Raw genomic sequence first — 23,530 nt, 5'->3', positions numbered from 1 at the left:
CGCGAAAAGTCGCGAATGCCTTAATCCGTCGGGTTCGGCCATGGACAATAACAGCCCACCGCCAGGGTGTGGGTGGCGTTGACCGTGCGGCCTTCGTGCAGGGCCTGGAGGATCGGCTCGATGAAGCTGTTGCTGGAATTGCAGGTCAGCCCTTCGCTGTAGGGGCCGAAGTAGGCCAGCTTGCCGCTGCGGTCCCAGATCGCCACGGCCGGGCTGGCGGGGACCTGCTCCGAGCCGGGCAGGTCGTCGAGGATTTTCAGGCGGCTCAGGGTGGCGGGCAACTGGCCGTGGCTGCCGCTTTTCTGCACGGAGTAGAATTCCACGCCCTGCGGGCCGTAGTGTTCGATCAGTTCGGCCAGGTGTTGCTGGTTGCCGACATTGCAGGGGCAGGCCGGGTCCCAGAAGTGCACCAGGCGGATGGCGCCTTCGCCGGCCAGGCCGGACGGCAATTGCAGCGGGTCGCCGGAAAACACCGCGGTGTGCTCGCTGAAGGCGCGCAGGAAACGTCCCTGGAACCAGTCGTAGGCGCCCCACAGCACCCCGGCGCACAGGAGCGCGAGCAGGCTGGCAAGCAGGGTCGTGCGGTAGGGCAGGCGCATACGGATCATTCCTTGGAGGTCGCGTAGCTTGCCATGCTTGCCGCGACAGATGAATATCGCAGACCGATAAAGCCCGTTTTGCGTTTCGCGCCCCTCCCTGGAAAAACCTTATGCCTGTGACCTTCGACCCCGACCTTCTGCGCGCCAGCCTGCGGCCCCTGGCCGAGGCCCGGCCGCTCTCGGAGCAGGCGCAGGCCTATCAGCGCTTCTATGGGCTGGACCTGCCGGTCAGGCGCGGGCTGGGGCGTTTCGCGGTTGGCGGCTTCGAGGTGGTCGGCCAGGTCTGGTGGCCCGAACGGCCGGTGGCCACGGTGTTTCTGCTGCACGGCTTCTACGACCACATGGGCTTGTACCGACATGTAATCGAGTGGGCGCTGCAGCGGCAGTGGGCGGTGATTGCCTGCGACTTGCCGGGCCACGGGCTGTCCAGCGGCGAGCGCGCCAGCATCGACGATTTCGCGGTGTACCAGGCGGTGCTGCAAGGCTTGTTCGATGAGGCCCGGTCCCTCGACCTGCCGCAGCCCTGGCACCTGTGCGGGCAAAGCACAGGGGGCGCGATCGTGGTCGATCATCTGCTCAACCAGGGGGCGCAAAGCCCGGCGCAGGGGCAGGTGATCCTGCTGTCGCCACTGGTGCGTCCACGGGCCTGGGGCTGGTCCAGGCTCAGCTATTACCTGCTCAGGCCTTTCGTCAAAGGCATTGCCCGGCGTTTCAGCGAGAACTCCACCGATCCCGGCTTCCTGCCGTTCCTGCAGCGCGACCCCTTGCAACCCCGGCGCCTGCCGACCGCCTGGGTCGGGGCGCTGGCGCGCTGGATCAAGCGCATCGAACGGGCCCCGCGCAGCAGCCGGCAGCCGCTGATCGTCCAGGGGCAGGCGGACATGACAGTGGATTGGCAGCACAACCTGCAAGTGCTCGGGGAGAAATTCCAGCATCCCCAGGTGCTGATGCTGCCCGAGGCGCGGCATCACCTGGCGAACGAGGCGGAGCGCATCCGCCAGCAATACTTCGCCTTCCTGAACCAGCATCTTTGAACCTATTCCCGCTATAGGGGGCGGGGGTGTTCAGGGAGCGAGGCTCGATGTGCTCTGGCCGACGGCCAGCCCGGCACGGATCGCGGCCAGGGCGGCCTGATAGTAGGCCTTGCCGTCGGCGGACTCGGCGAAATTGGCGAATTCTTCCAGCTCGGGGTCGGACAAGTCGCGATAGACGTACAGCAAGGTGTTGTTCAAGTCGTTGCCGATCTGCGCCATCAGCCGCTGGCGCTGGCCGTTGAGCATGTTCTGCGCCTGGCCGGCGCCGAGCAGGCCGGGGATCATCTGGCTCAGGCTGTCGGCCGCCACGCCGGCGATGGCCAGGCTGACTTCCGCACCGGCCTCGCGGGCCGGCAGCGCCTGGGCCAGGTGGCCGATGATCAGTTGACGGGTATCGCTGGCCTGCATCTTCGGCAGGCCCTGGGCGTTTTTCGCCAATTGGTCGCGACGGGTCGCCAGCAGTTCGGCGGCGATGATCTTGCGCCCCAGCGGCGACTGGAAAAACTTCAGCGCCGGCTGCGGGTCGGCGAGGTTCTGCCGCAGCTGGGCCTGGGCGCGGCGGTCCATGGCCTGCGGGGCGAAGCGCTGGTTGCTGTTGTTGACCAGCGCCTGATACACCGCTGGCGGCAGGCTGTTCTGGTAACGCTGCTGGGCGGCGGTGAGGGCATCGTTGAAATGCGCGCGTTGTTCCGGCCAGCCGGCGACCTTGTACAACTGGTCGTGGCCGTCTGCCCAGGCGGGCAACACACAGAACATCAACAGTGAAAAAAGCAAACGGCGCATAAGGACTCCTGTCGGCAGCCCACTATTCTCCGGGGCAAGGCGATGGTTGTCGAGAATTCGTATCAGTTCAGTACGCAAACTGTCCGATCGCAGGACGAATACCAAGGCCGTCAGGCTGCTTGGTCAGAATTATCTACGGGATCTGTCGGATTCATTTGGGTGTGGATACTATGCGCGCCATGCACATGCCCTCTGATCACCCCCTGCTGTTGCGCATCGTCGATGACCTGGCCGTCCGTGGCTGGTCGCAACAGAATATTTTCCTGCCCCAGGCTCTGACCCTGGAGCTGGCGGCCGAGTGCCGTAAACGCGCGGCCGAGGGCGAGCTGGCGCCGGCGGCGGTCGGCCGCGGCCCGGCGCAGGAAATCCGCGAGGGGATCCGCGGCGATCATATCCAATGGCTCGAGCCCGGCCAGGCCGACTGCTGCGATACCTACCTGGGGTTGATGGACAGCTTGCGCGAGGCATTGAACCGCGGGCTGTTCCTGGGCCTGGAGGATTTCGAAAGCCATTTCGCCCTCTACCCGCCCGGGGCTTTCTACCTCAAGCACCTCGATCGTTTCCGCGACGACGACCGGCGCATGGTGTCGGCGGTGATCTACCTCAACCCGGACTGGCTGCCCGAGGAGGGCGGCCAGCTGCGCATGTACCTGGACGACGCGGTCGAATACGACGTGGATCCTGTCGCCGGCCGGCTGGTGGTGTTCCTCTCCGGCGAGGTGCCCCACGAAGTGCTGCCCGCGACCCGGGAACGCCTGTCCTTGACCGGCTGGTTCCGCCGGCGCGGCAGCGAGCCGTTCTGAGCATGCACAAGATCCTCGTCAGTCGCTGCCTGCTGGGCCACCGCGTGCGTTACGACGGCGGTGCCAGCGGGCCGTTCGACCTGCTGGCGAGCTGGCAGGCCGAGGGGCGGGTGGTGGCGCTGTGCCCGGAAGTCGCCGGCGGCTTGCCGACGCCACGGGCGGCCGCGGAAATCCCGGGCGGGCAGGGCGCTGAAGTGCTCGATGGCCTGGCGCGGGTCATCACTCGCGACGGTGAGGATGTCAGCACCGAGTTCCTCGCCGGCGCCCGCCAGGCGCTGGAACTGGTGCGTGAACACCGTATCCGCATCGCCGTGCTCAAGGCCAACAGCCCGTCCTGCGGCAACCTGCTGACTTACGACGGGACGTTCAGCGGGGCCAAGGTCAGCGGCGAGGGCGTCACCGCCGCGTTGCTCAAGCGGGCCGGCGTGCAGGTGTTCAGCGAGCTGGAACTGGCCGAAGCGGCCGCCGCCCTGGCCGCTCTCTGAGGCCATAGCCGCCTCTGGTGCGATGGCGCCGGAGTCAGGGTTTGGGCGGTTTGCTCGCATCCATGCCGAACCACTTTTCCGACAACGCCATCAACCGGCCATCGGCCTTGATGCGCTGCAGCGCGCCGTCCAGGCTCGCCTGGAACGCCGGATTACCTTTCTGGAACGGAATCGCCAGGCTCAGCGTCGGCCCGACCTTGGCGCCTTCCTTCACCGGCAAACGGCTGTCGCGGATGGCGTAGGGCACCAGCAGGCGGTCGCTGATGGCGGCGTCGAGTTGCTTGTCCGCCACATCCTTGATCGGCTGCTGGGCGTTCGGGTAGGCGCGCAGGTCGATGCCTTCCACGGTGCGCGCCTGTTCGACGAACTGGCTGCCCTGGGCCACGCCCAGCGTCTGGCCCTGGAGCGCCTGCAGGCTGCCGGGCGTGCGCTGTTCTTCCTTGCGCACGATCAACTGTGCGCTGGAGTAGCTATAAGGCTCGCTGAAGTCGAAACGATCCTTGAGTTCCGGGGTCATTGCTATGTGATTGAGGGCGATGTCGTAGCGACCGCTTTCGACGCCGGGCAGCAGGTCGGCGGCGTCGGTGACCACGAAGTCGGCCCGTACATCCATCTCGCGGGCGAGCAGTTGGCCCAGTTCGACCTCGAAGCCGGTGAGCTTGCCGTCGTCCTTGAAATTGAACGGGGGGGTATTGGCCTCCAGGGCGATGCGCAGTTCCCCGCGGTCGTTAACGTCGTCGATCAGTTCGGCTTGGGCGCAAGTGCTCACAAGAGGCAGCAAAAGTATCAGGCCAGACAGGAAACGCATGGTCACTCCTTGAATTCATATAGGCGGCGCGCTGTTCGGGCTCGCTTTGCTATGGTGTTGATTGCCCTTCGACAACGATAGGCCACGAAGTTGTCGTAACCGTACCGATTTTGCGCAAAAACTGGAGAGTAGAATGAAAACCTTTATGTCTCGTGCTGCACTGGCTGGCCTGATGCTGGGGGCTTCGATGCTGGCCTCTGCGGCGGATATTCCTCGTACCAAGGCGCCGGAAGGGGCGTCCGTGTTCATTGTCACCCCGGTCAATGGCGACACCGTGGCCAAGACCTTCAAGGTCAAGTTCGGCGTCAGCGACATTTCCCTGGCCCCCGCCGGCGACCAGACCCCGCACACCGGGCACCACCACTTGCTGGTCGACGTCGACAAGCTGCCAGCCGAGAACATGCCGATCCCGGCCGATGCCCAGCACATCCACTTCGGCAAGGCCCAGACCGAAACCGAACTGACCCTGGCCCCGGGCAAGCACACCCTGCAACTGGAGCTGGGCGACAAGAACCACGTACCGTTCGACCCGCCGATCGTTTCGGAAAAGATCACCATCACCGTCAAGTAAGCGCGGCGGCGGCAATAAAAAAGGGAGGCCCGAGGGCCTCCCTTTTCAGTACGCGCGAAGGCTTAGAACAGGACGCGGCTACGGATGGTGCCGTTGACCTGTTGCAGCTTCTCTTGCGCCAGCTCCGAGTATTCGGCGTCGACGTCGATCACCACGTAGCCAACCTTCTCGTTGGTCTGCAGGAACTGACCGGAGATGTTGATGCCGTTTTCGGCGAAGACCTTGTTGATCTCGCTCATCACGCCCGGAATGTTCTCGTGGATGTGCAGCAGACGGTGCTTGCCTGGGTGTGCCGGCAGGGCCACTTCCGGGAAGTTCACGGACGATACCGAGGTCCCGTTGTCGCTGTACTTGACCAGCTTTTCCGCTACTTCCAGGCCGATGTTGGCCTGGGCTTCGGCGGTGGAACCGCCGATGTGCGGGGTCAGGATCACGTTGTCCAGGCCACGCAGCGGGCTTTCGAACTCTTCGTCGTTGGAGCGTGGCTCCACCGGGAACACGTCGATGGCCGCGCCGATCAGGTGCTTGTCCTTGATCGCCGCTGCCAGGTGGTCCAGCTCGACCACGGTGCCGCGCGCGGCGTTGATCAGGATGCCGCCTTTCTTGATGGCGCGGATTTCCTTCTCGCCGATCATCCACTGGGTGGCGGCGGTTTCCGGAACGTGCAGGGTCACGATGTCGGACATGCCCAGCAGCTCGTGCAGGTTGCCGACCTGGGTGGCGTTGCCCAGCGGCAGCTTGGTCACGGTGTCGTAGAAGAACACCTGCATGCCCAGGCCTTCGGCCAGGACCGACAGCTGGGTGCCGATCGAGCCGTAGCCGACGATGCCCAGCTTCTTGCCGCGGATCTCGAAGGAGTTGGCTGCGCTCTTGATCCAGCCGCCACGGTGGCAGGAAGCATTTTTCTCGGGGATGCCGCGCAACAGCAGGATCGCTTCGGCCAGCACCAGTTCGGCAACGGAACGGGTGTTGGAGTACGGCGCGTTGAACACGGCGATGCCGCGCTCGCGGGCCGCGTCGAGGTCGACCTGGTTGGTGCCGATGCAGAAGCAGCCAACGGCGACGAGTTTCTTCGCGTGATCGAAGATCTCTTCAGTCAGTTGGGTGCGGGAGCGAATGCCGATGAAGTGCGCGTCGGCGATCTTTTCCTTCAGCTGGGCTTCCGGCAGAGAACCGGTGAGGTACTCGATGCTGGTGTAGCCCGCGGCCTTGAGGACGTCGACAGCCGATTGGTGGACGCCTTCGAGAAGAAGGAACTTGATCTTGCTCTTATCGAGAGAAGTCTTGCTCATCTGCGTAAACCTGTGTCCCGGAGAAAAATGGCAGGAAATGGTCAACAGATGCTGACCCGGACGGCAGGAAAGCCGTCGCCGCAGAACGCCCTTCGGCACTATTCTGCGGGGGGTCGTATGCTAGCATACGGACCCCGCGAAACACTCGTTCCTGCGACGTGAAGCGTTCTCAGGATGACCATGAATTGTTCGAGAGTTCTGCCGATGACCAATCCCGCGCTGATCGATGAGCTGAAGACCCTGGTCGAGGCTGGCAAGGTCCTGACCGATGCCGCTTCCCTGGAGGCTTACGGCAAGGATTGGACCAAACATTTCGCCCCGGCGCCGAGCGCCATTGTCTTTCCCAAGACCATCGAGCAGGTCCAGGCCATCGTGCGCTGGGCCAACCGGCACAAGGTCGCGCTGGTGCCGTCCGGCGGTCGCACCGGCCTGTCGGCCGCCGCCGTGGCGGCCAATGGCGAAGTCGTGGTGTCGTTCGACTACATGAACCAGATCCTCGACCTGAACCTGACCGATCGCACCGCAGTGTGCCAGCCGGGCGTGGTCACCGAGCAGTTGCAGAACCTCGCGGCGGAAAACGGCCTGTATTACCCGGTGGACTTCGCTTCCGCCGGTTCCAGCCAGATTGGCGGCAATATCGGCACCAATGCCGGCGGAATCAAGGTGATTCGCTACGGCATGACCCGCAACTGGGTCGCCGGCCTGAAGGTGGTCACCGGCACGGGCGACCTGCTGGAACTGAACAAGGACCTGATCAAGAACGCCACCGGCTATGACCTGCGCCAGCTGTTCATCGGCGCCGAGGGCACTCTGGGGTTCGTGGTCGAGGCCACCATGCGCCTGGATCGCGCGCCGAAGAACCTCACCGCGATGGTCCTCGGCACGCCCGACTTCGACTCGATCATGCCGGTGCTGCACGCCTTCCAGGGCAAGCTCGACCTGACCGCCTTCGAATTCTTCTCCGACAAGGCCCTGGCCAAAATCCTCGGCCGTGGCGACGTGCCGGCGCCGTTCGAGACCGCATGCCCGTTCTATGTGCTGCTGGAGTTCGAGGCGACCACCGAGGAAGTGGCGAACCAGGCCCTGGAGACCTTCGAGCATTGCGTCGAGCAAGGCTGGGTCCTGGACGGCGTGATGAGCCAGAGCGACACCCAGCTGCGGAACCTGTGGAAACTGCGCGAGTACATCTCCGAGACCATCTCCCACTGGACCCCGTACAAGAACGACATTTCGGTGACCGTGTCGAAAGTCCCGGCCTTCCTGCGGGAAATCGACGAGATCGTCGGCCGCCATTACCCCGATTTCGAGGTGGTCTGGTATGGCCACATCGGCGACGGCAACCTGCACCTGAACATTCTCAAGCCGGATAACCTGGGCAAGGACGAGTTCTTCGCCAAGTGCGCCACCGTGAACAAATGGGTGTTCGAGATCGTCGAGAAGTACAACGGCTCGATTTCCGCCGAACACGGTGTGGGCATGACCAAGCGCGATTACCTGACCTACAGCCGTTCGCCGGCGGAAATCGCCTACATGAAGGCGGTCAAGGCGGTGTTCGACCCGAACGGCATCATGAATCCGGGCAAGATTTTCGCTGTTTGACCCAAGGGTCGATCACGCGGTACCTGATGAACCAAAAGAGCAGGAGTCGGTAATGAACTATCAGCACCAGTATGTCGACGGTACCCGTATTCATTTCCCGGTCGGCAAGATCGTGTGCATCGGGCGCAACTATGCCGAGCACGCCAGGGAGCTGGACAACCCGGTGCCGAGCGAGCCGCTGCTCTTCATCAAGCCGGGCAGTTGCGTGGTGCCGCTGGAAGGCGGCTTCGCCATCCCCACCGAGCGTGGTTCCGTGCATTACGAGGCGGAAATCGCCGTCCTGATCGGCAAGCCGCTGTCGACCCGACCCAGCCGCGAAGAAGTGCTGGATGCCATTTCCGGCTTCGCCCCGGCCCTGGACCTGACCCTGCGCGACAAGCAGGCCGAGCTCAAGGCCAAGGGCCTGCCCTGGGAAATCTCCAAGTGCTTCGACGGCGCCTGCGTGCTGGCACCCTTTGTCGTCGGCAGCACCTTCCCGGACCTCGCCGACATCGGCATTCGCCTGACCATCAACGGTGAAGTCCGCCAGGACGGCAACAGCAGCATCATGCTCAACCCCATCGTATCGATGATCCAGTACATGGCCGGCTGCTTCTCCCTGCAGGCGGGCGACGTGATCCTGACCGGCACGCCGGTAGGTGTCGGACCGCTGAACGTGGGCGACGAACTGGTGCTGGAGCTGCCAGGCGTCAGCCGTTTCGAGAGCCGCGTGCGCTGATCCTGACGACGGCCGACACGCAAGGCTCGCCTGCAACGGGCGGGCCTTTCTTGTGAAACCACCGGCAGCGTCTAGGATGGTTCTGCGGCTTTGCCATTTTTTTCACACCCAATCTGGATAATTTCCCGGTTTCAGGCGTCTGAGCCTGCCCCGATGGGCTATTACCCCCTAGCTGATTTCTGGAATACGCGCCCCATGTCCATGCCTCATGCCCCTGAGCTTCGCACTGTTCGCCGTCGTGGTCGGTTCACCATGCGCTGGTATTCCTGGCTGCTGCTGTCGGGCATCGTGATGTACGGCATCGCCATCGCCATGCACTGGGACGACCGCGGCCTGCTCTGGGTGCTGGAGCGCTTCGAAACCCCGGCCGAGCGCCAGGAAAGTGTCTGGCTGCCGGACTACCGCGCGGTCATCGATGCCAAGGCGCTGCCGGGCATGGAAAAGGACGAGGCTTCCGACCTGAGCTACAACCCGCAGACCAAGACCCTGTTCGCCGTCATGGGCAAGAACCCGTTCCTGGTCGAGCTGAGCCTGCAGGGCGATGTATTGCGCAAGATGCCGCTGGTGGGCTGGAGCAACCCGGAAGGGGTGGCGGTCATGGAAAACGGCTTGATGGGCATCGTCGACGAGCGCGATCACTTGCTGACCATCGTCAAGGTGGACGCCACGACCCGCGAACTGAATATCGCCGACTTCCCGAAATACGACCTGGGCCCTTCGCAAGACCAGAACAAGGCGTTCGAAGCGGTCGCCTGGGACCCGCGCAAGCAGCAGTTGCTGCTGGGCGAGGAGCGCCCGCCGGCACTGTTCACCTGGAAAAGCGACGGCAGCCAGACCCTCCATGGCGACAAGCAGAAGCTGGAAAGCGATGAGCTGGACCTGCGCAACCTGTCCGCCCTGGGCATCGATCCGCGCACCGGCCATACCCTGGTGCTGTCCGCCGATTCGCACATGCTGCTGGAACTGTCCGAAACCGGCGAGCAGGTCAGCTTCATGACCCTGCTGGGCGGCTTCAATGGCCTCAAAAGCACCATCCCGCGGGCCGAGGGCGTGGCCATGGACGATCAGGGCGTGCTGTACATGGTCAGCGAGCCCAATCTGTTCTACCGCTTCGAGAAGCGCTGAATCAGAGATCTCTGACGATAAAGAGCCACAATCCGGCATACGTGCGCGGCGATTAAGCTTAAATTCATGCGGTCGTGATATTTCATCCGCCTGATTTTGTCTTTGAGCTTCCCGAATGCGTCGTCTTGCCTACCCCAAACCGCTGTTCCTCCTCCTGTGTTTCATCCTGCTGGTGCTGGTCGGCGTTGCCGGGCAGCACCATCGTTTCTTCGAGCGTCTGTGGTTCAACTGGCGGGTCATGTCGCAGCCGGCCAACACCGATGCCATTGGCCTCGACGGCTATCGAGTGACCCTCGAAGGGCAGAAGATCGAGGGCCTGGACGACGTCTCGGCACTCACCTACGACCCGGTGCGAAACAGCCTGTTTACCGTGACCAACAAGAATGCCGAGCTGATCGAACTGTCGCTCGACGGGCGCATTCTGCGCCGTATCGCCCTGACCGGCTTTGGCGACCCGGAAGCGGTCGAATTCATCAGCGCCGACACCTATGTGCTCACCGACGAGCGCCAGCAGCGGCTGATCAAGATCCATCTGCAGGACGACACGGTGTTCCTCGATGCCGCGGACGCCGAACAGATGACCCTGGGCGTGCACATGAGCGGAAACAAGGGGTTCGAAGGCCTGGCCTACGACTCGGTGGGCAAGCGCCTGTTCGTCGCCAAGGAACGCGACCCGATGCTGATCTACGAAGTCCAGGGCTTCCCGCATTACGACCCGGAGAAGTCGTACGCGGTGCATGTGGTCAACAATCCCAAGCGCGATGCCGGCCTGTTCGTGCGGGACCTGTCCAGCCTGCAATACGACGAGCGCACCGGGCATCTGTTGGCGCTGTCGGACGAGTCGCGTCTGGTGCTGGAGCTGGATGTGGACGGTCGTCCCCTGAGCACCCTGTCATTGCGCAAGGGGCAGCAAGGGTTGCAGGCTACGGTGCCGCAGGCCGAGGGCATCGCCATGGACGACGGCGGCACCCTCTATCTGGTCAGCGAACCGAACCTGTTCTACGTCTTCAAAAAGCCTGCCGTAACCCCGTAACCCCGTAGCCGCCTGTAGCCGCTGCCGAGCTCCAGCGAGGCTGCGATCGAGGTGGGCGGCATTCCGACATAGTCCTCGCTAAACCTGTCCACGCGATTTACCGGGAAGAATACGGCGCCTGGTTTTGCGACCGCTGCGCGGTCGATCGCAGCCTCGCCGGAGCTCGGCAGCGGCTACAGGTCCTTCCTAGAACTGCCACTGCACCCCCAGGGAATAACCCGTCTCACTGCCCTCGGCATGACCGATCCGGCTGTTGACCTCGGCGTACAGCCCCAACTGCGGCGTGATTGCCAGCTGGCTGCCGAGTTGGGCACGGCCGAAGCTTTTGTCCACGCCGCCCAGGCGGGCCACGCGAACCTGGTCGTCGGCGCGGCTGGTCAGGTCCAGGTCGTCCAGGCGGCCGTCGGCCAGCTCCTTGACCCAGGCCAGGTCGCCGTAAGGCAGCAGGCTCATGCCGTAAGGCAGGGCGAGGGTGCCGCGCACGCGCCAGCCGAGGCTGGCTTCCAGCGACTCGAACGACTGCTCCTCGTAGCCCAGCGCGGTGCGCAGGTCCTGCTTTTCGTGGAACGAGTCGATGCGGTAGTGGGTGTAGTCGAGACCGGCGAACGGGCCGCTCTTGATCGCGCCGAAATCCAGGTCGTAGCCCCCGAGCATGCGGGCGCCGAGGGACAGGGCGTCGGTATCGCCGGTCAGCTTCTGGTTCAGCAGCACCGGGCCGCCGTTGGCCTGGATCACCAGGTTGCGCTTGGATTCGAAGCTTGTGCGACCGACGCTCAGGTCGCCGGCCAGCCATTGCGGGCCGCCATCGTTGAGCAAGGCGTAGACCGCCGCCTGCCAGGTGTCGCTGTCGAGCTTGCCGCGATGCTCGAGCTTGTCGCGGCCGTTCTGGTAGCTGAGGCTGGCGCCGATATTCAGGCTCGCATTGAGCTGGTAGTCGCCCAGGGCGTGCACGCCGAGCCGGCGCGCCTCGGGGTTCGGTGCGCTATCGAAGCCGCTGTCGGGGCTGTATTCGCCGTCGATGCCGATCTCGCCATCGAAACTGCCGACTTCCCGGCCCATCGCCTGCAAGGTCAGCCAGCGCCGGTCATGCAGCCGGACCATGGCCTGGTGCTGGCGCTGCAGGTGATCCTGCTGGTTGCGCGCCACGGCGCCGCCGGACGCGGTGGAGGCCAGCAGGTCGGCGTTGGTCAGTTCGAGAACCAAGCGGCTGAGCAGGCGCGAGTAGTCGCGCAGGCGCTGGTCGATGCGCTCCTGGCCGAAGGCGTTGGTCAGTACTGCCTTGTTGTCCTCGGCGGGATCATGCCAGGTCGAGCCGCCGGGAATGGCCGGATTGGTGGTCTGGGTATAGCCGTCCAGATCGCCGATTTCCCAGTTGGTGGCCTCGATATAGAGAATCGGGATGTTCAACCCCTCGAAGGCTTCGCCGTCGCTGCAACAACCGGTGCCCGCGGGGTACGCCGGGTCGAGCCCGGGGTTGGTGAACAGGTTGATCTGCAGCTCCCTGGCGATTTGCAGGGTGTGTTCGCGCAGCGCAGCCAGGGCCGGGTTGGCGGTGCTGTTCTGCCCGGCATGGGCATACATCATGTCGCCGGTGATCAGGCTGTCGAGGTTGATCATGGCGAGCATGTTGGCGCGCTGGCTGGCGCTGAGCGAGTCGACGAACGCCCTGGAGCCGCGCAGGCCTTCTTCTTCGGCGCCGAAGCCGACCACCTGCAGGCCGTTTTCCAGTGGCAGGCCGTCCAGGTTGCGGGCGATTTCCGTCAGCACGCTGGCGCCGGAACCGTTGTCGTCCAGGCCCTGCAAGGCCGGGCGCCCGAAATAAGTGTCGAAATGCGCGCCGAGCACCACGTATTGCGGCCGGGTCCCGGCAGCGTAGGCCAGCACGTTTTGCGAGCGGCGGGTGCTCCCACCGGCGGTCCAGGTGAAGTCCTGGCGGCTGATGTCATAGGCGCTGCCCATCCGGCTTTGCATCCAGTCGGCGGCGCCGGCGAAGTTGGCGGTGCCGCGGTAGCGGCCCGGGTAATCGTTGATCAGCTTGTCCAGCGTGGTGGCGGCGTGTTCGCCGTATTCGTAGGCGAAGGCCGGGGTGGCCAGCAGGGCGCTGCCCAGGCTGACAGCGAGCGCGAGGGGTTTGAGCACAGTGATCGTCCTTGAGAGGGAAAACGGAAGGCATTGCACGATGCGCGCCTCATTCCCCGGGCGACGCTGGATTGGCGCATCGCTTAAATCGGGTGTCGCCTGGCTGTAATTTGTAACGGATTTGATACGCGAAGCCGTTCGCCAGACTGAGACCTGGTGCGCGAAATCGGAGATTCCTGCGACGAAATGCGGCGAAAAGTAGCAGTACGAACGAAAGAGGGGCGCAAGAAGGGGCAGGCGGGGAGCGAAGCATTCGCCCCGGCCATGGCGGCAGGGGCGAAACCGGAGGGATCAGGCGGTGAGGGTCTTCACGCCTTCGCTGGTGCCCAGCAGCAGCACGTCGGCCGGGCGGGCAGCGAACAGGCCGTTGGTGACCACGCCGACAATGGCGTTGATCTGGGCTTCCAGCTCCACCGGGTTGGTGATCTGCATGTTGTGCACGTCGAGGATGATGTTGCCGTTGTCGGTGATCACGCCTTCGCGGTAGACCGGGTCGCCGCCCAGTTTCACCAGTTCGCGGGCCACGTGGCTGCGGGCCATGGGGATCACTTCCACCGGCAGCGGGAAATTGCCCAGCACCGGCACCAGCTTGCTGGCGTCGGCGATGCAGATGAAGGTCTTGGCCACCGCCGCGACGATCTTCTCGCGGGTCAGGGCTGCGCCGCCGCCCTTGATCAGGTTCAGGTGCTCGTCGCTTTCGTCGGCGCCGTCGATGTAGAACTCCAGGTCGCTGACGGTATTCAGCTCGTACACCGGAATGCCGTGGCCCTTGAGGCGCGCCGCGGTGGCTTCGGAGCTGGCGACCGCACCGTCGAAGGCGGCCTTGTGCTGGGCCAGGGCATCGATGAAGCAGTTGGCGGTGGAGCCGGTGCCGACCCCGACGATGCTCTTGTCATCGAGTTTCGGGAGGATGAGGTCGACGGCAGCCTGGGCCACGGCCTGTTTGAGTTGATCCTGGGTCATGCGGGCTCCGGAAGCGGGCAAGGGGGGGACGGAAAGGCCGGCATTATAGGCGCCGCCGCGGGGAAGGTCATTGCCCGATTGGCGGGTCGAGACAGCGCAGCGCGCCACCGGGCCTGGGCCGCAGGCTCTAAAACCTCGGGATTCGTGTGGTCGCCCGGGCAAACGCTGGGTTAGACTCGCTGGCCCTGCCCAACCCGCTCAGTGATGCTTTCCGATGCTCGAACAGTACGTCAAGAAGATCCTCACCTCGCGCGTTTACGACGTTGCCGTAGAAACCCCGTTGCAGACGGCCCGCCAGCTCTCCGAGCGGCTGGGCAACCAGGTCTGGCTCAAGCGCGAAGACTTGCAGCCGGTGTTCTCGTTCAAGATTCGCGGCGCCTACAACAAGCTGACCCAGCTCAGCGATGCCGAGCGCGCCCGCGGCGTGGTGACCGCGTCGGCCGGCAACCATGCCCAGGGCCTGGCCCTGGCGGCCAAGGTGCTGGGGGTGAAGGCAACCATCGTGATGCCCAAGACCACCCCGGAAATCAAGGTCGAAGGCGTGCGCTCCCGCGGCGGCAAGGTGGTGCTGCATGGCGATTCCTTTCCGGAGGCCCTGGCCTACTCGCTGAAGCTGGTGGACGAAAAGGGCTACGTCTATATCCATCCGTACGACGATCCGCACACCATCGCCGGGCAGGGCACCGTGGCGATGGAGATCCTGCGCCAGCACCCGGGGCCGCTGGACGCGATCTTCGTTCCGGTCGGCGGCGGCGGACTGATCGCCGGGATCGCGGCCTACGTCAAATACCTGCGGCCGGAAATCCGCATTATCGGCGTCGAGCCGGACGACTCCAACTGCCTGCAAGCGGCCATGGCCGCCAGCGAGCGCGTGGTGTTGCCGACCGTGGGCATCTTCGCCGACGGCGTCGCGGTGGCGCAGATCGGCCAGCACACCTTCGACATCTGCAAGGACTACGTGGATGAGGTGATCACCGTCAGCACTGATGAGATCTGCGCGGCGATCAAGGACATCTACGACGACACCCGCTCCATCACCGAGCCGGCCGGCGCCCTGGGCGTGGCCGGGATCAAGAAGTACGTCGAGCAGCGTGGCGTCAGCGGGCAGACCCTGGTGGCCATCGATTCCGGCGCCAATGTCAATTTCGACCGCCTGCGGCATGTCGCCGAGCGCGCCGAGCTGGGTGAAGGCCGCGAAGCCATCATCGCCGTGACCATTCCCGAGAAGCCGGGCAGCTTCAAGGCGTTCTGCGAGGCCGTCGGCAAGCGGCAGATCACCGAATTCAACTACCGCTACAACACCGGCAGCGAGGCGCACATTTTCGTCGGCGTGCAGACCCATCCGGAAAACGACCCGCGCAGCGCGCTGATCGCCAGCCTGTCCGAGCAGGGTTTCCCGGTGACCGACCTGACCGACAACGAACTGGCCAAGCTGCACATCCGTCATATGGTCGGCGGGCATGCGGCGCGGGTCAGCGACGAGGTGGTGTTTCGCTTCGAGTTCCCGGAACGCCCGGGGGCGCTGTTCAACTTCCTCAACAAGCTGGGCGGGCGCTGGAACATCTCGATGTTCCACTATCGCAACCATGGCGCGGCCGACGGCCGGGTGGTCGCGGGCTTGCAAGTGCCGGCGGACGAACGCCATCTGGTACCGGCGGCGCTGGCGCAAATCGGTTACCCCTATTGGGACGAGAGTGATAACCCGGCGTATCAGCTGTTCCTGGGCTGAACGGCTACGCTGGTGAGCAAGGCCTCAAGGAGTCGACTACATGGAAACGCTGACCACCCTCAAGGTGATCCACATCGCCGCTACCGCATTGCTGTTGCTCAGCGGCCTCGGCCTGGCGCTGCTGGCCTGGCGCAAGCGCAGCGCCGGCCCAACCGTTACCCTGCAGCGCCCGTGGGCGTTCGTATGGCTGCTGATGGGCATCAGCCTGGTCAGCATGCCGTTCACCGGCTGGTGGCTGGTGCACCTGATCGGCTGGCCACTGGGGCAAACCTGGATCCTGGGCTCCAGCATCCTCTATATGGTGGCGGCGCTGTGCTGGTTCTGGCTGGTGGCGCGGCTCAATCGCCTGCGGTTGGGCAGGGGCGGCAACCTGAATTTCACCCTGGCGCTGGCGGTCATCAGTCTGCTGGGGTTCGTGGCGATCGCCGGATTGATGGGCGCCAAGCCGGTTTGACGGCCTGATCGCGCGCCAGCTCGCCGCTACGGGGAAAGGCGTCGTTCACGCCGATCTGCAGGAGCGAGCGGGTTCGCGTTGGTGTCTTCAGTCGCGCAGGCTGATCACCGGCCAGCCGCGGCGCTCGGCCTCGGCCCGCAGGTTCGGGTCCGGATCCACCGCGACCGGGTTCGCCACCTGTTCCAGCAGCGGCAAGTCATTCATCGAATCGCTATAGAAGTAGCTGTCTTCCAGGCTATGGCCGGTTTCCTCGAGCCAGCGCGCCAGGCGGGTCACCTTGCCTTCGCGAAAGCACGGGATATCGGTGCTGCGGCCGGTGTAGCGGCCGTCGAGCATCTCGCACTCGGTAGCGATCAGGGTTTCCACGCCCAGGCGTTCGGCGATCGGCGCGGTGACGAAGCGGTTGGTGGCGGTGATGATCACCAGCTTGTCGCCGGCAGCCTTGTGCTTGGCCAGCAGTTGCGCGGCCTTGGGCAGCATCAGCGGTTCGATGCAGTCGCGCATGTAGTCGCGGTGCCATTGGTCGAGCACGTCCATCTCGGTGCGGCCGAGAATTTCCAGGCAGAAGTTCAGGTACGCGGCATTGTCGAGTTTGCCGGCCAGGTAGTCCTGGTAGAACTCGTCATTGCGGGCCTTGTAGGTGACGGCGTCGAGGAAGCCTCGTTCGCACAGGTAATCGCCCCAGGCGTGGTCACTGTCGCCGCCCAGAAGGGTGTTGTCCAAGTCGAATAAAGCCAGGCGCATCGCGGTTACTCGCTGATAAGTCTGAAAAAAGGCGATCAGAATACGGTCTTTTCACAAGAGTGCACATAAGGTAGGAAGCCTCGTTGCTGCTTTCACAACCTTTGTGGAACAATGCGGCGACATGCGTTTGCGAGGTTGTTGCCGTGATCGACCCCGATGGTTTCCGCCCCAATGTCGGGATCATTCTGACGAATGATGCTGGCCAGGTGCTATGGGCTCGCCGTATCAATCAAGATGCCTGGCAGTTTCCGCAAGGGGGAATCAACCCCGAAGAAACGCCGGAAGACGCTCTGTACCGCGAGTTGAACGAAGAAGTCGGCCTGGAGCGCGAGGATGTGCAAATTCTCGCCTGTACCCGAGGCTGGTTGCGCTATCGTTTGCCGCAACGCCTGGTACGTACTCATAGCCAGCCGCTGTGCATCGGCCAGAAGCAGAAATGGTTTCTCCTGCGCCTGATCTCCAACGAGCAGCGGGTGCGGATGGATTTGACCGGTAAACCGGAGTTCGATGGCTGGCGCTGGGTCAGTTATTGGTATCCGTTGGGCCAGGTGGTGACATTCAAGCGCGAGGTGTATCGCCGCGCTCTCAAAGAGCTTGCCCCGCGCCTTCTAGCGCGCGACTGACGACGGAGTTCGACCCCGAGCCATGCTCAATACGCTGCGCAAGATCGTCCAGGAAGTTAACTCCGCCAAGGATCTCAAGGCGGCGTTGGGGATTATTGTGTTGCGCGTCAAAGAGGCCATGGGCAGTCAGGTCTGCTCGGTCTATCTGCTGGACCCCGAGACCAACCGTTTTGTCCTGATGGCCACCGAGGGCTTGAACAAGCGCTCGATCGGCAAGGTCAGCATGGCACCCAACGAAGGTCTGGTCGGCCTGGTCGGGACGCGCGAAGAACCGCTCAACCTCGAGAACGCCGCCGACCACCCGCGTTATCGCTACTTCGCCGAGACCGGTGAGGAGCGTTATGCCTCCTTCCTCGGCGCGCCGATCATTCACCACCGCCGGGTCGTCGGCGTCCTGGTCATCCAGCAGAAAGAGCGTCGCCAGTTCGACGAGGGCGAGGAAGCCTTCCTGGTGACCATGAGTGCCCAGCTGGCGGGGGTTATCGCCCATGCCGAGGCCACCGGTTCGATCCGTGGCCTGGGTCGCCAGGGCAAGGGTATCCAGGAAGCCAAGTTCGTCGGCGTGCCCGGTTCGCCAGGCGCGGCGGTGGGCACCGCGGTGGTCATGTTGCCGCCGGCCGACCTGGATGTGGTGCCCGACAAGAGCATTACCGACATCGACGCCGAACTGGCGCTGTTCAAGACTGCTATCGAAGGCGTGCGCGCCGACATGCGCACGCTCTCGGAAAAACTCGCCACCCAGTTGCGTCCCGAAGAGCGGGCGCTGTTCGACGTCTACCTGATGATGCTCGACGATGCCTCCCTGGGCAGCGAAGTGACCACCGTGATCAAGACCGGCCAATGGGCCCAGGGCGCCTTGCGCCAGGTGGTCACCGATCACGTCAACCGTTTCGAACTGATGGACGACGCCTACCTGCGCGAGCGGGCCTCGGACGTCAAGGACCTGGGGCGGCGCCTGCTGGCCTACTTGCAGGAAGAGCGCCAGCAGACCCTGGTCTACCCCGACAACACCATCCTGGTCAGCGAGGAACTGACGCCGGCCATGCTCGGCGAGGTGCCGGAAGGCAAGCTGGTCGGCCTGGTGTCGGTCCTGGGTTCGGGCAACTCCCACGTGGCGATCCTGGCTCGCGCCATGGGCATCCCGACGGTGATGGGCCTGGTCGACCTGCCGTACTCCAAGGTCGATGGCATCGACATGATCGTCGACGGCTACCACGGCGAGGTCTACACCAACCCCAGCGACGTGCTGCGCAAGCAGTTCGCCGATGTGGTCGAGGAAGAGAAGCAACTGGCCCTGGGCCTGGATGCGCTGCGCGACCAGCCGTGCGTGACGCTGGACGGCCATCGCATGCCGCTGTGGGTCAACACCGGCCTGCTGGCGGATGTGGCCCGGGCGCAAAAGCGTGGTGCCGAAGGTGTGGGCCTGTACCGCACCGAAGTGCCGTTCATGATCAACCAGCGCTTCCCGAGCGAGAAGGAGCAGTTGGCGATCTATCGCGAGCAACTGTCGGCCTTCCACCCGCAACCGGTGACGATGCGCAGCCTCGATATCGGCGGCGACAAGTCGCTGTCGTATTTCCCGATCAAGGAAGACAACCCCTTCCTTGGCTGGCGCGGCATCCGCGTGACCCTCGACCATCCCGAGATTTTCCTGGTCCAGACTCGCGCCATGCTCAAGGCCAGCGAAGGCCTGAACAACCTGCGCATCCTCCTGCCGATGATCTCTGGCATCCACGAGCTGGAGGAAGCGTTGCACCTGATCCACCGCGCCTGGGGCGAAGTGCGCGACGAAGGCACCGACGTGCCGATGCCGCCGGTCGGGGTGATGATCGAGATTCCCGCCGCGGTGTACCAGACCCGTGAGCTGGCGCGCCAGGTGGATTTCCTGTCGGTCGGCTCCAACGACCTGACCCAGTACCTGCTGGCGGTGGATCGCAACAACCCACGGGTGGCGGACCTCTACGACTATCTGCACCCGGCGGTGTTGCAGGCCTTGCAGACCGTGGTCCGCGATGCCCATGCCGAAGGCAAGCCGGTGAGCATCTGCGGCGAAATGGCCGGCGATCCGGCGGCCGCGGTGCTGCTGATGGCGATGGGGTTCGACAGCCTGTCGATGAACGCCACCAACTTGCCGAAAGTGAAGTGGATGCTGCGGCAGATCAACCTCAGCAAGGCCAGGGAACTGCTGGCCGAGCTGATGACCATCGACAACCCGCAAGTTATCCACAGCTCGCTGCACCTGGCGCTGAAGAACCTGGGCCTCGCGCGGATGATCAACCCGGCGTCGGCCAAGACTCTTTAAGAGTCATCGCGGGCCAGTTCGCTCCTGCCCAACCCAGCAGGAGCGAGCTTGCTCGCGATAACGTCCTTCCAGCCGCCGCTATACCCTCAGTTCCACCTCGCCCAGATGCCCGCCGTAAGGCCCGAAACTGCGCTCGACCAGATGCCGCGAACCATCGGCCTGGACGATCAGCGCGGTGCTCGCCCGTGTGCCGTAGCTGGGGCTGGCGATGAAGATGCTCGACAGCAGGCTTTCGGTGGCCAGGCCGACGCCGGTGTCGGGAAGGTCGGCGAAGGGCGCGGTCTGCGCGTCGCCCAACAGCGCCAGCAGGGCCTGGGGCTGCGGGGCGTGCAGCACTTCCTGCAAGGCGGCCCGGGCCTTGAGCAGCTTGGGCCAGGGTGTGTCGAGGCCGGCGTTCGACAGGCCATAGATACCGCTGCCCAACCGTTTTGGCTCAGGTTCCTGGGCGTTGTAGTGCCAGAGCTGATCGCGGGTGCCCAGCAACAGGTTGAAGCCGGCATATTCCGGCGATCGGCCGACAACGTCGGTCAAATAGTCGTCCAGCGGCATCTTCGCGCTGAGAAAACGCGCCACCAGTTCGCCCCGGGAACGCCGGGCGGGAGGTTGGTGGGGGTTGCGGATATTGGTCAGGGCGGCGAAGCGTCCGTCGGCGCCCACGCCGAGCCAGGTGCCGCCGGCTTCCAGGTCGCGACCGGCGTAGATATCGGGAGCTTCGGGCCATTGCGCCAGCGGCAGGCTGGGGCGGGCGTAGAACTCGTCACGGTTGGCCGCGACGATCAGGGGCTGGGCATGGCCCGGCCGCCAGGCGAATACGATCAAGCACATCAGGTTGTCCCTTTTGTGTTTTTGCTCACTTTACGCACAGATCGGCCGGGTATCCATCGCCTCCAGTGGAGCCCGGGGCCATGCATCCGTTACCATGCCGCACTCTTTTCGGGATGCCTCCATGGAATTTCTGCTCTATCTGCTGCTGGGCGCCTGCGCGGGCATATTGGCCGGCCTGTTCGGCGTGGGTGGCGGCATCATCATCGTTCCCGTGCTGGTGTTCAGCTTCACCCTGCAAGGTTTCGATCCGTCGATATTGACCCATCTGGCGGTCGGTACGTCGTTGGCGACCATCATCTTCACCTCGATCAACGCGGTTCGCGAGCACCAGCGCAAGGGCGCGGTGCGCTGGCCGATCTTCGCCTGGATGACCGTGGGCATCCTGCTCGGCGCGGGGGCCGGGGCCCTGACGGCCGAGGCCATCTCCGGGCCGAACCTGCAGAAAATCATCGGGGTCTTCGCCGTGCTGGTCGCCCTGCAGATGGCCCTGGACTTGCGGCCCAAGGCCAGCCGTGAGGTTCCCGGCAAGTTCGGGCTGACCCTGGCCGGCAGCGTGATCGGCTGGGCTTCGGCGATTTTCGGCATCGGCGGCGGCTCGCTGACGGTGCCGTTCCTGACTTGGCGCAGCGTGCCGATGCAGCAGGCGGTGGCGACCTCCTCGGCCTGCGGTTTGCCGATCGCCGTGGCCAGTGCGATAAGTTTCATGATTCTGGGCTGGCATGATCCGCTGCTGCCGGCTCATAGTCTGGGTTTTGTGTATTTGCCGGCACTGCTGGGGGTCGCCCTGACCAGCATGGTCTTTGCCCGCTTCGGCGCACGCCTGGCCCATCGGCTGTCGCCGCGCCTGTTGAAGCGGTTGTTCGCGGCCCTGCTGTTTGTGGTGGGCCTGACGTTCCTGCTCTGACAGGGCGCAATCCTGGCTTAATCCGCGCGTGGCATGGTCCGGCGCACATCGAGTTTTACGCTAACGAGGAGTCGCAATGCTGCCTTACCCGCAGATCGACCCGGTGGCCCTGGCCATCGGTCCGCTGAAAATTCACTGGTACGGCCTGATGTACCTGATCGGCATCGGTGGCGCCTGGCTGCTGGCGTCGCGCCGGTTGAACCGCTTCGACCCCACCTGGACCAAGGAGAAGCTCTCCGACATGGTGTTCTGGATGTCGATGGGGGTCATTGTCGGCGGGCGCCTGGGTTATGTGCTGTTCTACGACCTGAGCGCCTACCTGGCCAACCCGATGCTGATTTTCGAAGTGTGGAAGGGCGGCATGTCGTTCCACGGCGGCTTCATCGGGGTGATGCTGGCGGCCCTGTGGTTCGGCAAGCGCAACAACAAGTCGTTCTTCCAGCTGATGGATTTCGTCGCACCGATGGTGCCGATCGGCCTGGGTGCGGGGCGCATCGGCAACTTCATCAACGCCGAGCTGTGGGGCAAACCGACCGACCTGCCCTGGGCGATGGTCTTCCCGCCGTTCAGCGACCCGGCCCAGCTGGCGCGTCATCCTTCGCAGCTGTATCAGTTCGCCCTGGAAGGCGTGGCGCTGTTCCTCATCCTCTGGCTGTACTCACGCAAACCGCGCCCGACCATGGCGGTTTCCGGGATGTTCGCCCTGTTTTACGGTATTTTCCGCTTTATCGTCGAGTTCGTCCGGGTGCCGGACGCGCAGCTGGGCTATCTGGCGTGGAATTGGCTGACCATGGGCCAGGTGCTGTGCGTGCCGATGATCGTCGGCGGCCTGTTCCTGATCTGGCTGGCCTACCACCGCGCTCCGGCGGCCCCGACGGCAAAAGACGCCGCGCTCTAATTCGGATCGCAGGGCGCAAGCCCTGCCTTCAAGGACACAGGTAATACATGAAGCAATATCTCGATCTGGTCGCCCACGTCATCAAGAACGGCACCAAGCAGGCCAACCGTACGGGTGTGAACACCATCAGTTTCCCCGGCGCGATGCTGCGTTATGACTTGAAGGACGGCTTTCCCGCGATCACCACCCGCAAGATGGCGTTCAAGTCGGCCATCGGCGAGATGTGCGGTTTCCTGCGTGGGGTGAACAACGCCGCCGAGTTCCGCGCCCTGGGCTGCAAGGTCTGGGACCAGAACGCCAACGAAAATGCCCAGTGGCTGGCCAACCCGTTCCGCCAGGGCGAGGACGACCTGGGTGAGATCTATGGCGTGCAATGGCGTAAATGGCCGGCTTACAAGCAGATCCCCCTGAGCAACCCGGCTGCCATCGAGCAGACCCTGGGCCAGGGCTACCGGCAGATCGCCGAAGGCGAGGAAAACGGCCAGGCCTACGTGGTGCTGTACAAGGCCATCGACCAGGTGCGCCAGTGCGTGGACACCATCATCAAGGACCCGGGCAGCCGGCGTATCCTGTTCCACGGCTGGAACTGCGCCCAGCTGGACGAAATGGCCCTGCCGCCGTGCCATCTGCTGTACCAGTTCCACCCGAATGTCGAGACCCGGGAAATTTCCCTGACCCTCTACATCCGCTCCAACGACCTGGGCCTGGGCACGCCGTTCAACCTCACCGAGGGCGCTGCGCTGCTGAGCCTGATCGGCCGCCTGACCGGCTACACCCCGCGCTGGTTCACCTATTTCATCGGCGATGCCCACGTCTACGAAAACCACCTGGACATGCTCAACGAACAGCTCAAGCGCGAGCCGTTCCCGATGCCGAAACTGGTGATTTCCGATCGCGTGCCGGAGTTTGCCAAGACGGGTGTGTACGAGCCGCAATGGCTGGAAAAGGTCGAACCGAGCGATTTCTCGCTGGAAGGCTACCAGCACCACGCGCCGATGACCGCGCCGATGGCGGTCTGACCCAGACCTTCGGGCGCAATGATCGCGGGCAAGCCTCGCTCCTACGTTTTGCAGGAGCGAGGCTTGCCCGCGATGCCGTT

At 64.1% G+C, this 23,530-nt stretch carries 23 protein-coding genes; 15 read left to right on the top strand and 8 right to left on the bottom strand.

The annotated features are described in order from the left end of the window. Positions 1 to 20: 20 nt before the first annotated feature. On the bottom strand, positions 21 to 599 hold the full coding sequence (locus TO66_RS29900; protein WP_044465632.1) for a DUF6436 domain-containing protein: 579 nt from the start codon (positions 597 to 599) through the stop codon (positions 21 to 23). 110 nt (positions 600 to 709) lie between these two features. Between TO66_RS29900 and TO66_RS29895 the strand changes: the two genes are divergently transcribed. Continuing rightward, positions 710 to 1,633 carry an alpha/beta hydrolase gene (locus TO66_RS29895; protein ID WP_044465631.1) on the top strand — a complete coding sequence of 308 codons (924 nt, stop codon included), beginning with the start codon at positions 710 to 712 and terminating at the stop codon, positions 1,631 to 1,633. Positions 1,634 to 1,663: 30 nt separating this feature from the next. Here TO66_RS29895 and TO66_RS29890 read toward each other — a convergent pair whose 3' ends face one another. Continuing rightward, positions 1,664 to 2,416: a DUF2059 domain-containing protein gene (locus TO66_RS29890; protein WP_044465630.1), complete on the bottom strand. Its 753-nt coding sequence runs from the start codon at positions 2,414 to 2,416 to the stop codon at positions 1,664 to 1,666. A gap of 170 nt (positions 2,417 to 2,586) precedes the next feature. Between TO66_RS29890 and TO66_RS29885 the strand changes: the two genes are divergently transcribed. Together TO66_RS29885 and TO66_RS29880 are read left to right on the top strand one after the other, a co-directional pair. Then, positions 2,587 to 3,219, top strand: coding sequence for a 2OG-Fe(II) oxygenase (locus tag TO66_RS29885; protein ID WP_044465629.1), 633 nt, complete (start codon positions 2,587 to 2,589; stop codon positions 3,217 to 3,219). A gap of 2 nt (positions 3,220 to 3,221) precedes the next feature. Beyond that, positions 3,222 to 3,704, top strand: a complete 483-nt coding sequence (locus TO66_RS29880; RefSeq protein ID WP_044465628.1) for a DUF523 domain-containing protein — start codon at positions 3,222 to 3,224, stop codon at positions 3,702 to 3,704. 34 nt (positions 3,705 to 3,738) lie between these two features. On the opposite strand, the gene TO66_RS29875 is transcribed toward TO66_RS29880, so the two are convergent. Next, on the bottom strand, positions 3,739 to 4,512 hold the full coding sequence (locus tag TO66_RS29875) for a transporter substrate-binding domain-containing protein (protein ID WP_044465627.1): 774 nt from the start codon (positions 4,510 to 4,512) through the stop codon (positions 3,739 to 3,741). Positions 4,513 to 4,645: 133 nt separating this feature from the next. Between TO66_RS29875 and TO66_RS29870 the strand changes: the two genes are divergently transcribed. Continuing rightward, a complete protein-coding gene (locus TO66_RS29870) occupies positions 4,646 to 5,083 on the top strand; it encodes a DUF4399 domain-containing protein (RefSeq protein WP_044465626.1) in 438 nt (145 codons plus the stop codon). Between the two features lie 62 nt (positions 5,084 to 5,145). Here the strand turns inward: TO66_RS29870 and serA are convergent, their stop codons facing one another. After that, on the bottom strand, positions 5,146 to 6,375 hold the full coding sequence (gene serA / locus TO66_RS29865; RefSeq protein ID WP_044465625.1) for a phosphoglycerate dehydrogenase: 1,230 nt from the start codon (positions 6,373 to 6,375) through the stop codon (positions 5,146 to 5,148). A 204-nt stretch (positions 6,376 to 6,579) separates the two neighbouring features. Between serA and TO66_RS29860 the strand changes: the two genes are divergently transcribed. The 4 genes from TO66_RS29860 to TO66_RS29845 all read left to right on the top strand — a co-directional run bounded on the left by TO66_RS29860 (position 6,580) and on the right by TO66_RS29845 (position 10,850). After that, complete coding sequence (locus TO66_RS29860) at positions 6,580 to 7,974, top strand: FAD-binding oxidoreductase (protein WP_044465624.1); 1,395 nt, start codon at positions 6,580 to 6,582, stop codon at positions 7,972 to 7,974. A gap of 52 nt (positions 7,975 to 8,026) precedes the next feature. After that, a complete protein-coding gene (locus TO66_RS29855) occupies positions 8,027 to 8,692 on the top strand; it encodes a fumarylacetoacetate hydrolase family protein (protein ID WP_044465623.1) in 666 nt (221 codons plus the stop codon). Between the two features lie 195 nt (positions 8,693 to 8,887). Then, on the top strand, positions 8,888 to 9,817 hold the full coding sequence (locus TO66_RS29850; RefSeq protein WP_044465622.1) for an SdiA-regulated domain-containing protein: 930 nt from the start codon (positions 8,888 to 8,890) through the stop codon (positions 9,815 to 9,817). Positions 9,818 to 9,932: 115 nt separating this feature from the next. Continuing rightward, complete coding sequence (locus TO66_RS29845; RefSeq protein ID WP_044465621.1) at positions 9,933 to 10,850, top strand: SdiA-regulated domain-containing protein; 918 nt, start codon at positions 9,933 to 9,935, stop codon at positions 10,848 to 10,850. A 186-nt stretch (positions 10,851 to 11,036) separates the two neighbouring features. Here TO66_RS29845 and TO66_RS29840 read toward each other — a convergent pair whose 3' ends face one another. Both TO66_RS29840 and rpiA read right to left on the bottom strand, forming a co-directional pair. Further along, positions 11,037 to 12,989 carry an autotransporter domain-containing protein gene (locus TO66_RS29840; protein ID WP_044465620.1) on the bottom strand — a complete coding sequence of 651 codons (1,953 nt, stop codon included), beginning with the start codon at positions 12,987 to 12,989 and terminating at the stop codon, positions 11,037 to 11,039. A gap of 291 nt (positions 12,990 to 13,280) precedes the next feature. Continuing rightward, positions 13,281 to 13,952, bottom strand: a complete 672-nt coding sequence (rpiA, locus tag TO66_RS29835) for a ribose-5-phosphate isomerase RpiA (protein ID WP_044465619.1) — start codon at positions 13,950 to 13,952, stop codon at positions 13,281 to 13,283. A gap of 214 nt (positions 13,953 to 14,166) precedes the next feature. Between rpiA and ilvA the strand changes: the two genes are divergently transcribed. Beyond that, positions 14,167 to 15,681, top strand: coding sequence for a threonine ammonia-lyase, biosynthetic (ilvA, locus tag TO66_RS29830; protein WP_044465618.1), 1,515 nt, complete (start codon positions 14,167 to 14,169; stop codon positions 15,679 to 15,681). A 40-nt stretch (positions 15,682 to 15,721) separates the two neighbouring features. Further along, positions 15,722 to 16,135 carry a DUF2269 family protein gene (locus TO66_RS29825; RefSeq protein ID WP_044465617.1) on the top strand — a complete coding sequence of 138 codons (414 nt, stop codon included), beginning with the start codon at positions 15,722 to 15,724 and terminating at the stop codon, positions 16,133 to 16,135. Positions 16,136 to 16,222: 87 nt separating this feature from the next. On the opposite strand, the gene TO66_RS29820 is transcribed toward TO66_RS29825, so the two are convergent. Continuing rightward, complete coding sequence (locus TO66_RS29820; protein ID WP_044465616.1) at positions 16,223 to 16,879, bottom strand: HAD family phosphatase; 657 nt, start codon at positions 16,877 to 16,879, stop codon at positions 16,223 to 16,225. Positions 16,880 to 17,022: 143 nt separating this feature from the next. Here TO66_RS29820 and TO66_RS29815 point away from each other — a divergent pair, with 143 nt between their 5' ends. Together TO66_RS29815 and ptsP are read left to right on the top strand one after the other, a co-directional pair. Beyond that, positions 17,023 to 17,502, top strand: a complete 480-nt coding sequence (locus TO66_RS29815; protein ID WP_007927344.1) for an RNA pyrophosphohydrolase — start codon at positions 17,023 to 17,025, stop codon at positions 17,500 to 17,502. Between the two features lie 22 nt (positions 17,503 to 17,524). Then, on the top strand, positions 17,525 to 19,804 hold the full coding sequence (gene ptsP / locus TO66_RS29810) for a phosphoenolpyruvate--protein phosphotransferase (protein WP_044465615.1): 2,280 nt from the start codon (positions 17,525 to 17,527) through the stop codon (positions 19,802 to 19,804). Positions 19,805 to 19,882: 78 nt separating this feature from the next. Here the strand turns inward: ptsP and TO66_RS29805 are convergent, their stop codons facing one another. Then, entirely contained in the window at positions 19,883 to 20,629 is a 747-nt protein-coding gene (locus TO66_RS29805; protein ID WP_044465614.1) for an NRDE family protein, read from the bottom strand. Between the two features lie 121 nt (positions 20,630 to 20,750). On the opposite strand from TO66_RS29805, the gene TO66_RS29800 reads away from it, so the two are divergent. The 3 genes from TO66_RS29800 (at position 20,751) to TO66_RS29790 (ending at position 23,450) form a co-directional block, all read left to right on the top strand. Then, the gene (locus TO66_RS29800) at positions 20,751 to 21,533 is read left to right on the top strand and encodes a sulfite exporter TauE/SafE family protein (protein WP_044465613.1); all 783 of its coding nucleotides are present in this window, start codon (positions 20,751 to 20,753) and stop codon (positions 21,531 to 21,533) included. A 76-nt stretch (positions 21,534 to 21,609) separates the two neighbouring features. Then, complete coding sequence (lgt, locus tag TO66_RS29795) at positions 21,610 to 22,431, top strand: prolipoprotein diacylglyceryl transferase (protein ID WP_044465612.1); 822 nt, start codon at positions 21,610 to 21,612, stop codon at positions 22,429 to 22,431. A gap of 47 nt (positions 22,432 to 22,478) precedes the next feature. Beyond that, on the top strand, positions 22,479 to 23,450 hold the full coding sequence (locus tag TO66_RS29790; protein ID WP_044465611.1) for a thymidylate synthase: 972 nt from the start codon (positions 22,479 to 22,481) through the stop codon (positions 23,448 to 23,450). The last annotated feature ends 80 nt before the right edge of the window (positions 23,451 to 23,530 follow it).

The organism is Pseudomonas sp. MRSN 12121 (genome assembly GCF_000931465.1).
In the GTDB taxonomy this organism is placed as follows: Bacteria; Pseudomonadota; Gammaproteobacteria; order Pseudomonadales; family Pseudomonadaceae; genus Aquipseudomonas.
Note: the sequence above shows the minus strand (reverse complement) of the source record. Positions and strands in the feature narration are given on the sequence as shown.

Excerpts from the sequence above, each read along its gene's own strand:
- serA (WP_044465625.1), bottom strand. The coding sequence starts at position 6,375 with ATGAGCAAGACTTCTCTCGATAAGAGCAAGATCAAGTTCCTTCTTCTC.
- TO66_RS29890 (WP_044465630.1), bottom strand. The coding sequence starts at position 2,416 with ATGCGCCGTTTGCTTTTTTCACTGTTGATGTTCTGTGTGTTGCCCGCC.
- TO66_RS29870 (WP_044465626.1), top strand. The coding sequence starts at position 4,646 with ATGAAAACCTTTATGTCTCGTGCTGCACTGGCTGGCCTGATGCTGGGG.
- TO66_RS29900 (WP_044465632.1), bottom strand. The coding sequence starts at position 599 with ATGCGCCTGCCCTACCGCACGACCCTGCTTGCCAGCCTGCTCGCGCTC.
- TO66_RS29820 (WP_044465616.1), bottom strand. The coding sequence starts at position 16,879 with ATGCGCCTGGCTTTATTCGACTTGGACAACACCCTTCTGGGCGGCGAC.
- lgt (WP_044465612.1), top strand. The coding sequence starts at position 21,610 with ATGCTGCCTTACCCGCAGATCGACCCGGTGGCCCTGGCCATCGGTCCG.
- TO66_RS29860 (WP_044465624.1), top strand. The coding sequence starts at position 6,580 with ATGACCAATCCCGCGCTGATCGATGAGCTGAAGACCCTGGTCGAGGCT.
- TO66_RS29845 (WP_044465621.1), top strand. The coding sequence starts at position 9,933 with ATGCGTCGTCTTGCCTACCCCAAACCGCTGTTCCTCCTCCTGTGTTTC.
- TO66_RS29800 (WP_044465613.1), top strand. The coding sequence starts at position 20,751 with ATGGAATTTCTGCTCTATCTGCTGCTGGGCGCCTGCGCGGGCATATTG.
- TO66_RS29875 (WP_044465627.1), bottom strand. The coding sequence starts at position 4,512 with ATGCGTTTCCTGTCTGGCCTGATACTTTTGCTGCCTCTTGTGAGCACT.
- TO66_RS29850 (WP_044465622.1), top strand. The coding sequence starts at position 8,888 with ATGTCCATGCCTCATGCCCCTGAGCTTCGCACTGTTCGCCGTCGTGGT.
- TO66_RS29880 (WP_044465628.1), top strand. The coding sequence starts at position 3,222 with ATGCACAAGATCCTCGTCAGTCGCTGCCTGCTGGGCCACCGCGTGCGT.
- TO66_RS29790 (WP_044465611.1), top strand. The coding sequence starts at position 22,479 with ATGAAGCAATATCTCGATCTGGTCGCCCACGTCATCAAGAACGGCACC.
- ilvA (WP_044465618.1), top strand. The coding sequence starts at position 14,167 with ATGCTCGAACAGTACGTCAAGAAGATCCTCACCTCGCGCGTTTACGAC.
- TO66_RS29855 (WP_044465623.1), top strand. The coding sequence starts at position 8,027 with ATGAACTATCAGCACCAGTATGTCGACGGTACCCGTATTCATTTCCCG.
- TO66_RS29805 (WP_044465614.1), bottom strand. The coding sequence starts at position 20,629 with ATGTGCTTGATCGTATTCGCCTGGCGGCCGGGCCATGCCCAGCCCCTG.
- TO66_RS29885 (WP_044465629.1), top strand. The coding sequence starts at position 2,587 with ATGCGCGCCATGCACATGCCCTCTGATCACCCCCTGCTGTTGCGCATC.
- TO66_RS29825 (WP_044465617.1), top strand. The coding sequence starts at position 15,722 with ATGGAAACGCTGACCACCCTCAAGGTGATCCACATCGCCGCTACCGCA.
- TO66_RS29895 (WP_044465631.1), top strand. The coding sequence starts at position 710 with ATGCCTGTGACCTTCGACCCCGACCTTCTGCGCGCCAGCCTGCGGCCC.
- ptsP (WP_044465615.1), top strand. The coding sequence starts at position 17,525 with ATGCTCAATACGCTGCGCAAGATCGTCCAGGAAGTTAACTCCGCCAAG.
- rpiA (WP_044465619.1), bottom strand. The coding sequence starts at position 13,952 with ATGACCCAGGATCAACTCAAACAGGCCGTGGCCCAGGCTGCCGTCGAC.